14 protein-coding genes are annotated in these 13,219 nt (G+C 70.0%); 5 read left to right on the top strand and 9 right to left on the bottom strand.

Features of this window, described 5'->3' with window-relative positions; all coding sequences use genetic code 11:
- Window positions 1-67: 67 nt before the first annotated feature.
- From guaB to Q8A52_RS00215, 3 genes are all read right to left on the bottom strand, one after another.
- Complete coding sequence (gene guaB / locus Q8A52_RS00225) at window positions 68-1,573, bottom strand: IMP dehydrogenase (protein WP_316747443.1); 1,506 nt, start codon at window positions 1,571-1,573, stop codon at window positions 68-70.
- 154 nt (window positions 1,574-1,727) lie between these two features.
- Window positions 1,728-2,315: a sigma-70 family RNA polymerase sigma factor gene (locus Q8A52_RS00220; RefSeq protein WP_263211719.1), complete on the bottom strand. Its 588-nt coding sequence runs from the start codon at window positions 2,313-2,315 to the stop codon at window positions 1,728-1,730.
- A 257-nt stretch (window positions 2,316-2,572) separates the two neighbouring features.
- Complete coding sequence (locus tag Q8A52_RS00215; protein WP_003948568.1) at window positions 2,573-3,184, bottom strand: response regulator transcription factor; 612 nt, start codon at window positions 3,182-3,184, stop codon at window positions 2,573-2,575.
- A 381-nt stretch (window positions 3,185-3,565) separates the two neighbouring features.
- Here Q8A52_RS00215 and Q8A52_RS00210 point away from each other — a divergent pair, with 381 nt between their 5' ends.
- Entirely contained in the window at window positions 3,566-3,895 is a 330-nt protein-coding gene (locus Q8A52_RS00210) for a WhiB family transcriptional regulator (protein WP_316747437.1), read from the top strand.
- 65 nt (window positions 3,896-3,960) lie between these two features.
- Here Q8A52_RS00210 and Q8A52_RS00205 read toward each other — a convergent pair whose 3' ends face one another.
- Window positions 3,961-4,860, bottom strand: coding sequence for a LysR family transcriptional regulator (locus tag Q8A52_RS00205; protein ID WP_316747435.1), 900 nt, complete (start codon window positions 4,858-4,860; stop codon window positions 3,961-3,963).
- A gap of 80 nt (window positions 4,861-4,940) precedes the next feature.
- On the opposite strand from Q8A52_RS00205, the gene Q8A52_RS00200 reads away from it, so the two are divergent.
- The 3 genes from Q8A52_RS00200 to Q8A52_RS00190 all read left to right on the top strand — a co-directional run bounded on the left by Q8A52_RS00200 (window position 4,941) and on the right by Q8A52_RS00190 (window position 7,241).
- Window positions 4,941-5,633 (top strand): MOSC domain-containing protein, encoded by a 693-nt coding sequence (locus Q8A52_RS00200; protein ID WP_316747432.1) that lies wholly within the window; start codon window positions 4,941-4,943, stop codon window positions 5,631-5,633.
- Between the two features lie 50 nt (window positions 5,634-5,683).
- Window positions 5,684-6,457 (top strand): SDR family NAD(P)-dependent oxidoreductase, encoded by a 774-nt coding sequence (locus tag Q8A52_RS00195; protein ID WP_316747429.1) that lies wholly within the window; start codon window positions 5,684-5,686, stop codon window positions 6,455-6,457.
- Between the two features lie 76 nt (window positions 6,458-6,533).
- Window positions 6,534-7,241 (top strand): ester cyclase, encoded by a 708-nt coding sequence (locus tag Q8A52_RS00190; protein ID WP_316747427.1) that lies wholly within the window; start codon window positions 6,534-6,536, stop codon window positions 7,239-7,241.
- 60 nt (window positions 7,242-7,301) lie between these two features.
- Here Q8A52_RS00190 and groL read toward each other — a convergent pair whose 3' ends face one another.
- The 4 genes from groL to Q8A52_RS00170 all read right to left on the bottom strand — a co-directional run bounded on the left by groL (window position 7,302) and on the right by Q8A52_RS00170 (window position 11,501).
- Entirely contained in the window at window positions 7,302-8,930 is a 1,629-nt protein-coding gene (gene groL / locus Q8A52_RS00185; protein ID WP_316747425.1) for a chaperonin GroEL, read from the bottom strand.
- Window positions 8,931-9,052: 122 nt separating this feature from the next.
- Window positions 9,053-9,361 carry a co-chaperone GroES gene (gene groES, locus Q8A52_RS00180; RefSeq protein WP_316747423.1) on the bottom strand — a complete coding sequence of 103 codons (309 nt, stop codon included), beginning with the start codon at window positions 9,359-9,361 and terminating at the stop codon, window positions 9,053-9,055.
- A 371-nt stretch (window positions 9,362-9,732) separates the two neighbouring features.
- Complete coding sequence (locus Q8A52_RS00175) at window positions 9,733-10,572, bottom strand: polysaccharide deacetylase family protein (RefSeq protein ID WP_316747420.1); 840 nt, start codon at window positions 10,570-10,572, stop codon at window positions 9,733-9,735.
- A complete protein-coding gene (locus Q8A52_RS00170; protein ID WP_316747418.1) occupies window positions 10,569-11,501 on the bottom strand; it encodes a polysaccharide deacetylase family protein in 933 nt (310 codons plus the stop codon). The genes Q8A52_RS00175 and Q8A52_RS00170 overlap by 4 nt, the downstream gene beginning before the upstream one ends.
- A 90-nt stretch (window positions 11,502-11,591) precedes the next feature.
- Here Q8A52_RS00170 and Q8A52_RS00165 point away from each other — a divergent pair, with 90 nt between their 5' ends.
- Window positions 11,592-12,827, top strand: coding sequence for a THUMP-like domain-containing protein (locus Q8A52_RS00165; protein ID WP_316747416.1), 1,236 nt, complete (start codon window positions 11,592-11,594; stop codon window positions 12,825-12,827).
- A gap of 4 nt (window positions 12,828-12,831) precedes the next feature.
- Here Q8A52_RS00165 and Q8A52_RS00160 read toward each other — a convergent pair whose 3' ends face one another.
- A complete protein-coding gene (locus Q8A52_RS00160; protein WP_316747414.1) occupies window positions 12,832-13,116 on the bottom strand; it encodes a hypothetical protein in 285 nt (94 codons plus the stop codon).
- Window positions 13,117-13,219: the final 103 nt, after the last annotated feature.

Below are 13,219 nucleotides of genomic sequence, written 5' to 3'. Positions count from 1 at the left end.
CCAAAAGCTCCGGGACCGCCCTCGTCGACGTCTCAGCCGTGGAAAACCCTCTCCACGCGCGCGTGAGTCACTTCCGCGTGTAGTTGGGCGCCTCGACCGTCATCTGGATGTCGTGCGGGTGGCTCTCCTTCAGACCCGCGGAGGTGATCCGGACGAACTGGCCGTTGGCCTGCAGCTCGGGCACGGTGCTGCCGCCGACGTAGAACATCGACTGGCGCAGACCGCCGACCAGCTGGTGGACGACGGAGGACAGCGGGCCGCGGTAGGGCACCTGGCCCTCGATGCCCTCGGGGATCAGCTGCTCGTCGGAGGCGACGCCCTCCTGGAAGTAGCGGTCCTTGGAGAACGACTTGCGGTCGCCACGGGACTGCATGGCGCCCAGCGAGCCCATGCCGCGGTACGACTTGAACTGCTTGCCGTTGATGAACAGCAGCTCGCCCGGCGACTCCTCGCAGCCCGCGAGCAGCGAGCCCAGCATCACCGTGTCGGCGCCCGCGACCAGGGCCTTGGCGATGTCGCCGGAGTACTGCAGACCGCCGTCGCCGATGACCGGGACACCGGCCTCCTTGGCGGCGAGGGACGCCTCGTAGATCGCGGTGACCTGCGGGACGCCGATGCCGGCGACGACACGGGTCGTGCAGATGGAGCCGGGGCCGACGCCGACCTTGATGCCGTCGGCGCCGGCGTCGACCAGGGACTGGGCGCCGTCGCGGGTGGCGACGTTGCCGCCGATGACGTCGACGCCGGAGGAGTTGGACTTGATCTTGGCGATCATGTCACCGACCAGGCGGGAGTGGCCGTGCGCGGTGTCGACGACGATGAAGTCGACGCCGACCTCGATCAGGGCCTGGGCGCGCTCGAAGGAGTCACCGGCGACACCGACGGCGGCACCGACCAGCAGCCGGCCCTCGGCGTCCTTGGCGGCATTGGGGTACTTCTCCGCCTTGACGAAGTCCTTGACCGTGATCAGGCCCTTGAGGATGCCGTCGTCGTCGACCAGCGGCAGCTTCTCGATCTTGTGCTTGCGCAGCAGCTCGATGGCCTCGGCGCCCGAGATGCCGACCTTGCCGGTGACCAGCGGCATCGGCGTCATGACGTCGCGGACCCGACGGCTGCGGTCGGACTCGAAGGCCATGTCACGGTTGGTGACGATGCCGAGGAGCTTCTTGCTGCCGTCCGTCACCGGGACACCGCTGATGCGGAACTTGGCGCACAGGGCGTCGGCCTCGGCGAGCGTGGCGTCGGGGTGCACCGTGATCGGGTCGGCCACCATGCCGGACTCGGAGCGCTTCACCAGGTCGACCTGGTTGGCCTGGTCCTCGATGGACAGGTTGCGGTGCAGTACGCCGACGCCGCCCTGGCGGGCCATCGCGATCGCCATGCGCGACTCGGTGACCTTGTCCATGGCGGCGGACAGCAGCGGGATGTTGACCCGCACGTTCTTGGAGACGTACGAGGCGGTGTCGATCTCGTCGGGTGCCATGTCCGACGGGCCCGGCAGCAGCAGCACGTCGTCGTAGGTCAGCCCGAGTGTCGCGAATTTTCCGGGCACTCCGTCGACGTTGGCAGTCATGACACCTTCCCCAAATGGCCTTGATCGGTGCGGATGTCCATGCTAACGGGAAGCGTGGCTCACTCATTCCACGGTTCTGAGTGACTTCGGGCTTCGTATGTTCGTACGGAACGGACGGCCCGCCTGTTCAAGGAAGGGGCTTACTGCACAGGGATTACTGCTCGGCAAGCGCCCGCAACCTGCTCAGTGCCCGGTGCTGGGCCACCCGTACCGCTCCGGGTGACATTCCCAACATCTGTCCCGTCTCCTCCGCGGTCAACCCCACCGCGATCCTCAGCAGCAGCAGCTCGCGCTGGTTCTCCGGAAGATTGGCCAGCAGTTTCTTGGCCCACTCGGCATCGCTGCTGAGCAGCGCGCGCTCCTCGGGACCGAGGGAGTCGTCCGGGCGCTCCGGCATCTCGTCCGAGGGAATGGCCGTGGAACCCGGGTGGCGCATCGCGGCGCGCTGCAGGTCGGCGACCTTGTGCGAGGCGATGGCGAAGACGAACGCCTCGAAGGGGCGGCCCGTGTCCCGGTAGCGGGGCAGCGCGAGCAGGACCGCGACGCAGACTTCCTGCGCGAGGTCCTCGACGAAGTGCCGGGCGTCACCGGGAAGCCGGGACAGCCGGGTGCGGCAGTAGCGCAGGGCCAAGGGGTGGACATGGGCGAGCAGGTCGTGCGTGGCCTGCTCGTCCCCGTCGACGGCGCGATGCACCAGGGCACCGATCACCCCGTGGGCCGTGCCCGCCTCGTCGTCGCGCATCGGTCCATGGTGCCTTGCGGCCGTCCGGTCCGTCGCATCGTGCCCGTGGTTGTGCACCGAAGCGTTATGAGCAGGTGCGCCGGCACTCATCCCCTGCGCCCTCCCCTTCCGCTCGAACGACTCGTCCCCGAGAGACTCCACACCTCAAGGATGCGGCATCCGCGGCGAAACGAGCAGCGGGCGCCCGGTCGGCCCCGCCCGCCACATGGCAGGCGGGGAGCCCCGGACCGTCCGCACCCCCGCTACGGTTCACTCTCCTACCGGACCAGTCCCCACCGGAAACCGAGCGCCACCGCGTGCGCACGGTCCGAGGCGCCGAGCTTCTTGAACAGGCGTCGGGCGTGGGTCTTCACCGTGTCCTCGGAGAGGAACAGCTCCCGGCCGATCTCCGCGTTGGAGCGGCCGTGACTCATGCCCTCCAGTACCTGGATCTCGCGCGCGGTGAGGGTGGGCGCGGCGCCCATCTCGGCCGAGCGCAGCCGGCGCGGGGCGAGCCGCCAGGTCGGGTCGGCGAGGGCCTGCGTCACCGTGGCCCGCAGTTCGGCGCGCGAGGCGTCCTTGTGCAGATAGCCCCGGGCGCCGGCGGCGACCGCGAGCGCCACGCCGTCGAGGTCCTCGGCGACGGTGAGCATGATGATGCGTGCGCCGGGGTCCGCGGACAGCAGCCGGCGCACGGTCTCGACGCCGCCCAGTCCGGGCATGCGTACGTCCATCAGAATCAGGTCCGAGCGGTCGGCGCCCCAGCGGCGGAGGACTTCCTCGCCGTTGGCCGCCGTCGTCACGCGCTCGACGCCGGGCACGGTCGCGACCGCGCGGCGGAGCGCCTCTCGGGCAAGCGGGGAGTCGTCGCAGACGAGGACGGATGTCATGGCCGCCCTCCGCAGCTGATGCGCGTCACCTTGTGCCTCCAGGCTGGTACGGAATCGTCACCTGTGCGGTCGACCGTCTCGGACGCCTGCCCGAGCTCTTGTGTTTTCAACCGCCTCCGCACTCTCAACGACGGTCACTCGAAAGAGTTACGGGGCTGCCTGCCATCTTCGGCACTCTACGTGAGGGGGCGGACACGGTGCAGACATGCCCGACAGACCCTCAACTTTTCATCACAACCTATGCCCCATTTAGCCCATTTTCTTCCCGTTTCACGGTGTCTGGGGCTAGATTCGCAATGAGTCATATTTTCATCTCCTTAGACCGGAGATGTACGGTCGTTGACACCGTATCCGCCCAGAACGGCTGCAAGGGGTCACGTAATGGCAGATTTCTCCCGCCTTCCCGGACCGAACGCGGACCTGTGGGACTGGCAGCTTCTGGCTGCCTGCCGTGGGGTCGACAGTTCGCTCTTCTTCCATCCGGAGGGTGAGCGCGGGGCGGCTCGGAGCGCTCGAGAGAACTCGGCGAAGGAGGTCTGCATGAGGTGCCCGGTCCGTGCGGAGTGCGCGGCGCACGCGTTGGCCGTGCGCGAACCGTACGGAGTGTGGGGCGGCCTGACCGAGGACGAGCGCGAAGAGCTCATGGGGCGGGCAAGGAACCGGCTGGTGTCGGCTTCCACGTCCAACGGGGACGCCGCCCCGCACGACTGAAGGAACGTTTTTTCAGATAACGGCACATCACCGCACGCAGGGCACGCGCACGCGTGCCCGCGTCTTCACTGCCTGCGGGCCGCCCCCGCCAGCTGCTCCAGCGTCGCCGCGACCGCCGGCACCTGGGCCAGATCGGGCAGCGTGAGGGCGACGATCTCCCGCCGCACCGCCGGCTCCAGCGCCACCGTGCGCGCACCCCTGGGGCGTACGGACTCGATCGCGAGCTGAGGCAGGACGGCGACGCCGAGACCCGCGCCCACCAGGCCGACCACCGCCGGGTAGTCGTCGGTGGCGAAGTCGATACGGGGTGTGAAGCCCGCGCTCTCGCAGACCTCCACCAGCTGGCCCCGGCAGCGCGGACAGCCCGCGATCCAGGGTTCCCCGGCGAGTTCGCCGATCGCGACGGACTCCGCGCGCGCGAGGCGATGCCGCTCGGGCACCAGGCCGACCAGCCGGTCCGTCAGCAGCGGCCGTACGACGAGGTCGTCCCACTCCTCGGCGCCCGCCGCACCCTCGTACCGGAAGGCGAGCGCCACGTCGCAGTCACCCTCGCGCAGCAGCTCCACGGACTTGGGGGGTTCCGCCTCCTCCAGGGAGACCCGGGTGCCGGGGTGCGCGGCGCGCAGGGCGGCGAGGGCGGTCGGGACGAGGGTGGAGCTGCCGCTGGGGAAGGAGACCAGCCGGACCCGGCCCGCGCGCAGGCCGGCGATCGCGGCGACCTCCTCCTCCGCGGCCGTGAGCCCGGCGAGGATCCCGGAGGCATGCCGGACGAGCGCCTCGCCCGCCTGGGTCAGGCGCATCTCGCGGCCGCTGCGGACCAGCAGCGGGGTGCCGACCGAGGCCTCCAGGGCCTTCATCTGCTGACTGACGGCGGGCTGGGTGCAACCGAGCTCGCGCCCCGCCGCCGAGAAGGAGCCGGTGACGGCGACGGCGCGCAGGACGCGGAGATGACGGGCCTCGATCACCCTCCGATCATAAGTCGCCCTTGGGTGCCGCATCCAATAGTGCGTCGACGCTTTGAGGCCGGCTCCCTTACCGTGGGGACATGAGGCTTCTCTCGGTGAACCTGGGCCACGCGCGGGCAGTTGAGTACACGGACCAGCCCGAGGGCCTCACCGGCATCGACAAGCGGCCTGTCGACGGGCCGGTGCGGGTGACGGCACCCGGTCCCAAGGGCACGGCCGGGAGCGGACTTGCCGGGGACTCGGTGTGCGACCTGCGCCATCACGGCGGCAACGACCAGGCGGTGTACGCGTTCGCGCGCGAGGACCTCGACGACTGGGAACGGGAGCTGGGACGCACGCTCGCCGACGGCGCCTTCGGCGAGAACCTCACGACCGAGGGCCTGGACGTGTCCGGCGCCCTGATCGGCGAGCGCTGGCGGATCGGCCCGGCGCTCGTGCTGGAGGTGACCTGCGGACGCATTCCCTGCCGCACCTTCCAGGCCCATCTGGGCGAACGGGGGTGGGTGAAGCGGTTCACGCAGAAGGGTGCGCCGGGTGCCTACCTCCGGGTGATCGAGCCGGGCGAGATCCGGGCGGGCGACCGGGTGGAGATCGTGCACCGGCCGGACCACGACGTGACGGTGGCGCTGCAGTTCCGTGCCGAGACCACCCGGCGGGAGCTGTTGCCGCACGTACTCGCCGCGGGTACGGCCCTGCATCCGGAGGCACTTGAGGAGGCGCGGAAGTACGTGGCGAAGTACCCCGGCAAGTACGGGCCGCGGCATCAGCCCTGAGCCGACGTCACGACACGGACTCCGTCAGTCCGGGTAACTACTCTTGGGCCATGACAACGGCTCTGATTACGGGATCGACCGCGGGGATCGGTGCCGCGTTCGCGCGGCGACTGGCAGCTGACGGGCACAACCTCGTCCTGGTGGCTCGGGACACCAAACGGCTGCGCGAACAGGCGACCGAGCTGCACGACCGGCACGGCATCGAGGCGGAGGTACTGACGGCCGACCTGGCCGAGGACGCCGGCATCGAAGCGGTCGCAGCCCGCCTCGCCGACCGCAGGAACCCCATCGACCTGCTGGTCAACAACGCGGGCTTCGGCAACAAGGGCCGCTATCTCGATGTCCCGATGGCCGACGAGCTGAGGATGCTCAAGGTGCACTGCGAGGCGGTGCTGCGGCTGACCTCGGCGGCGGCGGAGGCGATGCGCGAGCGCGGGCGCGGCGGGGTGGTGAACGTCGCGTCGGTCGCCGCGTTCGTCCCGCGGGGTACGTACGGCGCGTCCAAGGCGTGGGTCGTGCAGTTCACGCAGGGTGCGGCCAAGGACCTGGCGGGCAGCGGCGTACGGCTGATGGCGCTGTGCCCCGGCTTTGTGCGCACGGAGTTCCACGAGCGGGCCGGCATGGGCACGGACAACATCCCGGGCTGGATGTGGCTGGACGCGGACAAGCTGGTCGCGGCGGCGCTGGCCGATCTCGCGCGCGGGAAGTCGTTGTCCATCCCGGATCCGCGCTACAAGACGCTGATGGGTCTGGTGAAGGTGACACCGCGGGCGCTGCTCGGCGGGATCACCTCCAGGACGGGACGCAAGTACGGGCCGCAGTAGCGGGCGGGTGACGTCGCCGCTCCGGTGCGAAAATGGGGCGTGATGGAACCGGACCAGGGGGGCCGGAGGCGGCGTCATGACCTTCGTACAGCTCATCGAGTGCAGGACCAGCCGGCTGGACGAGATGAACCGGCTGATGGACGACTGGGTCGAGCAGACCAAGGGCAGGCGGACGGCGACGCACGCGGTGGTCGGCAAGGACCGTTCGGACGCGTCGCACATCGTCGAAGTGGTGGAGTTCCCGTCGTACGAGGATGCGATGCGGAACTCGAATCTCCCGGAGACCGACCGGATCTTCCAGGAGTTGGTCGCGCTGTGCGACGAGATGCCGACGTTCACGGATCTGGATGTCGTACGGGACGAGCGGTTGTACGTGGACACCGTGCGGCGTTTCCTCGACACACTCGCGACTCCGGACGACCTGCCGCCGCTCAACGACCTGCTCGACGAGGACATCCACAGCCACGATCCGATCAATCCGCAGGACACGATCGGGCTGGACAACGCCCGCAGCGAGTACCGGATGTGGCGGGGTGCCTTCGACTTCACCTTCACGGTCGAGGACGTCCTCGCCCAGGGCGACCGGGCCTGCGCGCGGTGGACCTGGAACGCCACGCACAAGGGCGACTTCCTGGGGATCGCGCCCACCGGCAGGCAGGTGACCATGACCGGGATGACGCTGTTCCGGTTCGGCGACAACGGCAAGATCGCCGAGACCTGGTGGCAGCACGACCAGCTGGGGCTGATGCAGGAGCTGGGCGCCCTCGACCAGTTGGAGCAGTAGGCAGCGCGAAGGCCCGGCACTCCGTCGGGAGTGCCGGGCCTTCACTCAGGAGCGTGTCACTCAGTGCGCGTGGCCGTGACCGTGGCCGTGACCGGCCTCGGCCGGCTCCTCTTCCTTCTTCTCGACGACCAGGGTCTCGGTCGTGAGGAGGAGGGAGGCGATGGAGGCGGCGTTCTCCAGCGCGGAGCGGGTGACCTTCACCGGGTCGATGACGCCGGCCTTGACCAGGTCGCCGTACTCGCCGGTGGCGGCGTTGTAGCCGTTGCCCTTCTCCAGCTCGGCGACCTTGGAGACGATGACGTAGCCCTCGAGGCCCGCGTTCTCCGCGATCCAGCGCAGCGGCTCGACTGCGGCGCGGCGGACGACCGCGACACCCGTGGCCTCGTCACCGGACTTGCCGAGGTTGTCGTCCAGGACCTTGACGGCGTGGACCAGCGCGGAGCCGCCACCGGAGACGATGCCCTCCTCGACCGCGGCGCGGGTCGCGGAGATGGCGTCCTCCAGACGGTGCTTCTTCTCCTTCAGCTCCACCTCGGTGGCGGCGCCGACCTTGATCACGCACACGCCGCCGGCCAGCTTCGCGAGGCGCTCCTGGAGCTTCTCGCGGTCCCAGTCGGAGTCGGTGTTCTCGATCTCGGCCTTGATCTGGGCGACGCGGCCGTGCACGTCCTCGGACTTGCCGGCGCCGTCGACGATCGTGGTGTCGTCCTTGGTGACGGTGACGCGGCGGGCGGAGCCGAGCACGTCGGGACCGACCTGGTCGAGCTTGAGGCCGACCTCCTCGGAGATGACGGTGGCACCCGTGAGGATGGCCATGTCCTGCAGCATCGCCTTGCGGCGGTCGCCGAAGCCGGGGGCCTTCACGGCGGTGGCGTTGAAGGTGCCGCGGATCTTGTTGACGACCAGGGTCGACAGGGCCTCGCCCTCGACGTCCTCGGCGATGATCAGCAGCGGCTTCGAGGCGTTGGCCTGGATGATCTTCTCCAGCAGCGGCAGGAGGTCCGCGATGGCGGAGATCTTGCCCTGGTGGATGAGGATGTACGGGTCGTCGAGGACGGCCTCCATGCGCTCCTGGTCCGTCACGAAGTACGGCGACAGGTAGCCCTTGTCGAAGGCCATGCCCTCGGTGAAGTCCAGCTCCAGGCCGAAGGTGTTGGACTCCTCGACGGTGATGACACCGTCCTTGCCGACCTTGTCCATCGCCTCGGCGATGAGCTCGCCGACCTGCTGGTCCTGGGCGGACAGCGCGGCGACGGCGGCGATGTCGGACTTCTCGTCGATCGGGCGGGCCGAAGCGAGGAGGTCCTCGGAGACGGCGGCGACGGCGGCGTCGATGCCCTTCTTCAGGGCGGCCGGGGACGCGCCGGCGGCGACGTTCTTCAGGCCCTCGCGGACGAGCGCCTGGGCCAGCACGGTGGCGGTGGTGGTGCCGTCACCAGCGATGTCGTTGGTCTTGGTCGCCACCTCCTTCACCAGCTGGGCGCCGAGGTTCTCGTAGGGGTCCTCGACCTCGACCTCGCGGGCGATGGTGACGCCGTCGTTGGTGATGGTGGGGGCGCCGAACTTCTTGTCGATGACGACGTTGCGGCCCTTGGGACCGATCGTCACCTTGACCGTGTCGGCAAGCTTGTTGACGCCGCGCTCAAGGGCGCGACGGGCGTCCTCGTCGAACTTCAGGATCTTCGCCATGACAGCGTGAGCCCTCTCGGAAATCTTGGATGAACGAAAACTGCGCCCCCGGCGCCCGGCTTCTTATGGGTCGCGGGGGCCAAGGGCGCAGCTCAAAGCAACGAAATGTGCTTTCGGGTGAATTACTTCTCGACGATCGCGAGCACGTCGCGAGCCGAGAGGACGAGGTACTCCTCGCCGTTGTACTTCACCTCGGTGCCGCCGTACTTGCTGTAGAGAACGACGTCGCCGACCTTGACGTCGAGCTCGACGCGCTTGCCGTCCTCGAAGCGGCCCGGGCCCACGGCCAGGACGACGCCCTCCTGGGGCTTCTCCTTGGCGGTGTCCGGAATGACCAGGCCCGAAGCCGTGGTCTGCTCGGCGTCGAGCGGCTGGACCACGATGCGGTCCTCGAGCGGCTTGATGGCAACCTTGGAGCTGGCGGTCGTCACGATCCGACCTCCCCCTTCGGAGATCTCACGGGGTTAACTGTCTGAGGTGGCGACCAGGTCGATCCGTCGTCGCGGGTGCCGGACCTGCCCGTCGCGTTGTTGGCACTCTCCAGGGGGGAGTGCCAGAGCCGAGACTATGACCGCGATTAGCACTCGGTCAAGCGGAGTGCCAATGCCCGCGGCGCGTCGGCCGTTGTTCCGCTGTTGGCGTACGTCCGAGCAGCGTGCCCGGCGTGGCGGTGACCGCTCCCGGGAGGCTGCCGCCCCCAGACCCCCGCATCGGCCTGAACGGCCTCGTCCTCAAACGCCGGACGGGCTGTAATCGGCTCGGTGACGCCGTCGCCAGCGGGTGGGTGGGCGCCGGCCGTGCGTCACAGGTAGTCCTCCAGGCGGCCGACCGTCAGGCCGCGGGACTGGGCGCGGCGCAGTAGCCGGGTCGTGCGGTCGCAGAGAGTGCGGGCGGTGGAGTCGTCCGGGGCCACGTTGACGATGTCGCCCGGGCGGAGGCGTTCGCTGCCATGGGTGTAGGTGATGCCGTCGGCCGTCATCTCAGCACGCCAGAGGACCACCGCCGAGACGCCGCAGTCGCCGGCCGCGCGCAGGGTCGTCCTGTCGTAGGTGCCGTGCGGCGGGCGGAAGAGGCGGGGGCGGTGGCCGAAGCGGGACTTGAGTTTGTCCTGCTGGCCGCAGATCTCGGCGCGCTGGCCCGCGTACGACAGCCCGCGCAGCGAGGCGTGGCCGAGGGTGTGGTTCTGGACGCCGGCGCCGGCCGACTGGAGGCGGGCGAGCCGGGCGTACCCGGGTCCGGCGGCGCGGTCGGTGAGGAACACACTGACCGGGAGCCGCAGTTCACGGACCATGTCGGCGAACCGGGCGTCCTTCTCCGTACCGTCGCCGTAGGTGAGGAAGACGACTCGGTCGCGGGTGCGGACGCGGTCCACCACCGGAGGCAGGGACCGGCCCTTCGTGCGCCGCCCCGCGGGACGTACCGGGGGCGTCGGGGCCGGGGAGAGCGGAGACCCCAGACCCCAGTGCCGGTACGCCGGCTCTCCGTCCCGACCGTGCGGCCGTACCCGCGAGGCCGCCTTCTTGCCCAGCCGTTCGATGGGGTCGACGGACTGGGCGCAGCCGCTCGCGGGAAGCAGGACGGCCGAGGCGAGCACGGCCGCCGTCAGCGCCCGGCACCGCCGCCGCCTCCTCGGCCGCTTCACAGGTAGTCCTCCAGGCGCGCCACCGCGTACCCCTCGCGGGTGACCTTGTTCAGGAACCGGCGCATGTCGTCGACCATCGTGCCGTCCCAGTCGTCACGGCCCCGGAAGTGGGTGAGCACGATGTCGCCGGGGTGCAGGCTCTCGTCGTCCTCGCGGTACTCCCAGTGGTCGACGAAGACCTCCTCGTCCCAGATCGGCGCGTACTTGATGCCACAGGCCTTGGCGGCGCGCAGGGTGTCCCCGTTGTAGTTGCCGTAGGGCGGGCGGAAGACGGTGGGGCTCCTGCCGAACCACTTCTCCATCACGTCCTGCATGCCGCAGATCTCGTTCTTCTGCTCCTCGTAGGACAGACCCGGCAGATAGGGGTGATGAAGGGTGTGGTTGTTGAGGGTGATGCCCTCGGCCTGCATCTGCCTGAAGTACCCGTAGTCGTCCTTGATCAGGTAGTTGCTGAGGAAGGCGGTGTACGGGACCTTCAGGTCGCTCATCATGCGCAGGAACGCCGGGTCCTTCTCGGCGCCGTCGTCGATGGTGAGGAAGACGACCTTCTGCTTGGTGGGGATCGTGGTGAAGACCGGCGGCAGCTTCTCCTCCTCCTGGCCGTCGACCTCGAAGCCGGCCCGAGCTGTGATCCGCGGTTTGCGGGCCGGGGGCAGCGGAGGCATCAAGGGGACCTGGTCCAGGCCCCAGTGCCGCGCGGCGGCCGCGAGGGCGGCGCGGTCGGCCTTCAGACGGGCGGCGTAGGAGTCCAGGGCGCGTGTGGGGGGCGCCTGGAGCCTCTGCTGGCCCGGAGCGGGACGTACACCGGCGTCCGGGCCCGACCCCGAACAGCCGGAGACACCGGCGACGACGGCGAGCGCGGCGACGCCCGCACGGAGACCTGCCCTCTTCAGGGCCCTATTTTTGTCATTTTGTACGACTGCTCGCATGGTGCCGGATCCTCGCAGGCCCCGGCCCCGAACCGGGGCAGGCACCGCCGCCGGAAGCGCACCATCCACCGACTGGCCCACAATGACCCCGTGAACGACCTCCTCCCCTTCCGCTCCCTGCTCACCACCGAGGGCCGTGCCCTCCTCGACGAGGTCCGCGGCACGGCCCCCGCCGATGAACTCGCCGTCGCCACCCGGCTGCGCCGCGAGCACCCGGCGGACCTGGTGTCGGCGGCCCTCGGCCAGGCCCGGCTGCGGCAGCGGGCGGCGGCGAAGTTCGGGGCCGAGGACGCCGAGCGGATGTTCTTCACGCCCAACGGGGTCGAGCAGTCCACGCGGACGAGCGTGGCGGCGTACCGGGCGGGACGCCTCCGCGGCCTGGGGGTGACCTCCGTCGCCGACCTGTGCTGCGGCATCGGCGGCGACGCGCTCGCCCTCGCGCGCGCCGGGATCCGGGTGCTCGCCGTGGACCGGGATCCACTGACGGTGGAGGTCGCGCGGGCGAACGCCGAGGTGCTGGGGCTGGGTGCGCTGATCGAGGTGCGCGAGGCGGACGTCACGGAGGTGGACACGTCCTCGTACGACGCCGTCTTCGTCGACCCGGCGCGGCGGGGCGGCAGACCAGGAGGGGCCGCGCGAAGCGCGTCGTTGAGGGGTGGTGGCCGGGCGACGGGCGGGAGGATCTTCGATCCGGAGGCATACTCCCCGCCACTGTCCTGGGCGGTGGGCGCGGCCTCGGCGGCCCGGGTCGCCGCGCTGAAGATCGCCCCCGGCATCCCCCACGAGACGGTCCCGGCCGGCGCCGAGGCCGAGTGGATCTCCGACGGCGGCGACGTGAAGGAGGCGGTGCTGTGGTTCGGGGCCGGGATCCGGCCGGGCGCCGTGCGGGCCACGCTGCTGCCGGGGCCGCGCTCGCTGCTCGGGCGGGGGCTGCCCGATCCCCGAGTGCGGCCCGTGGGGCGGTACTTGTACGAACCCGACGGTGCCGTCATCCGTGCGCATCTGGTCTCCGAGGTGGCCGAGTCGGTCGGCGGCGGGCTCGTCGACGAGACCATCGCGTACGTCACGGCGGACGAACTGCGGCCGACGGCGTACGCGTCCGCCTACGAGATCACCGATCAACTCCACTTCAGCGTGAAGAAGTTGAAGGCGCTGCTGCGGGAGCGGGAGGTCGGCACGCTGACCGTCAAGAAGCGCGGGTCGGCCGTGGAGCCCGAGGAGTTGCGGCGGAAGGTGAAGCCCCAGGGGCCCAACTCGGCGACCGTGTTCCTCACACGCGTCGCGGGCGCCCCGACGATGCTGATCGGGGCGCCCGCGAACGGCTGAGTGCCTACTGCTCGGCCGTGGTCCGCAGCGATCGAGTGGTCGTGTTGACCGGGAGCTCCACGGGACCGGTGAAGTCGTGCCCGACGACGTTGACGCGTCCGGTCGACTGGTTGACGTAGGCCATGCGGCTGCCGTCGGGCGACCAGGCGGGTTTCATCGCGTTCTTGGCCCGGACCACGGGTGCGGTGCCGTCCTCGTACAGCTGCGAGACGGCGCCGTCCAGGTCGCCGGTGAGGATGCCGTTGTCCGCCGTCCAGGTGGTGCCGGCGGACGCGGCCGGGGCCAGCACGGCCGCCGCGCCGGCGGCGAGGGCCGTGACGGCGGAGAGCGCGACGAGTCTGCGGCGCGCGGAAGATCTGTCGGATGGAACCTTGCTGATCAGGAAGGGAATG

Source organism: Streptomyces herbicida, from assembly GCF_032656585.1.
Lineage (GTDB): Bacteria > Actinomycetota > Actinomycetes > Streptomycetales > Streptomycetaceae > Streptomyces > Streptomyces herbicida.
The sequence above is the reverse complement of the archived record's forward strand: the minus strand, read 5'-3'. Positions and strand labels throughout refer to the sequence as shown.

Coding starts and splice junctions, on each gene's coding strand:
- Q8A52_RS00170 (WP_316747418.1), bottom strand. CDS start 11,501: ATGCGAGCAGTCGTACAAAATGACAAAAATAGGGCCCTGAAGAGGGCA.
- guaB (WP_316747443.1), bottom strand. CDS start 1,573: ATGACTGCCAACGTCGACGGAGTGCCCGGAAAATTCGCGACACTCGGG.
- Q8A52_RS00220 (WP_263211719.1), bottom strand. CDS start 2,315: ATGCGCGACGACGAGGCGGGCACGGCCCACGGGGTGATCGGTGCCCTG.
- Q8A52_RS00215 (WP_003948568.1), bottom strand. CDS start 3,184: ATGACATCCGTCCTCGTCTGCGACGACTCCCCGCTTGCCCGAGAGGCG.
- Q8A52_RS00190 (WP_316747427.1), top strand. CDS start 6,534: ATGACCTTCGTACAGCTCATCGAGTGCAGGACCAGCCGGCTGGACGAG.
- Q8A52_RS00200 (WP_316747432.1), top strand. CDS start 4,941: ATGAGGCTTCTCTCGGTGAACCTGGGCCACGCGCGGGCAGTTGAGTAC.
- groL (WP_316747425.1), bottom strand. CDS start 8,930: ATGGCGAAGATCCTGAAGTTCGACGAGGACGCCCGTCGCGCCCTTGAG.
- Q8A52_RS00210 (WP_316747437.1), top strand. CDS start 3,566: ATGGCAGATTTCTCCCGCCTTCCCGGACCGAACGCGGACCTGTGGGAC.
- Q8A52_RS00195 (WP_316747429.1), top strand. CDS start 5,684: ATGACAACGGCTCTGATTACGGGATCGACCGCGGGGATCGGTGCCGCG.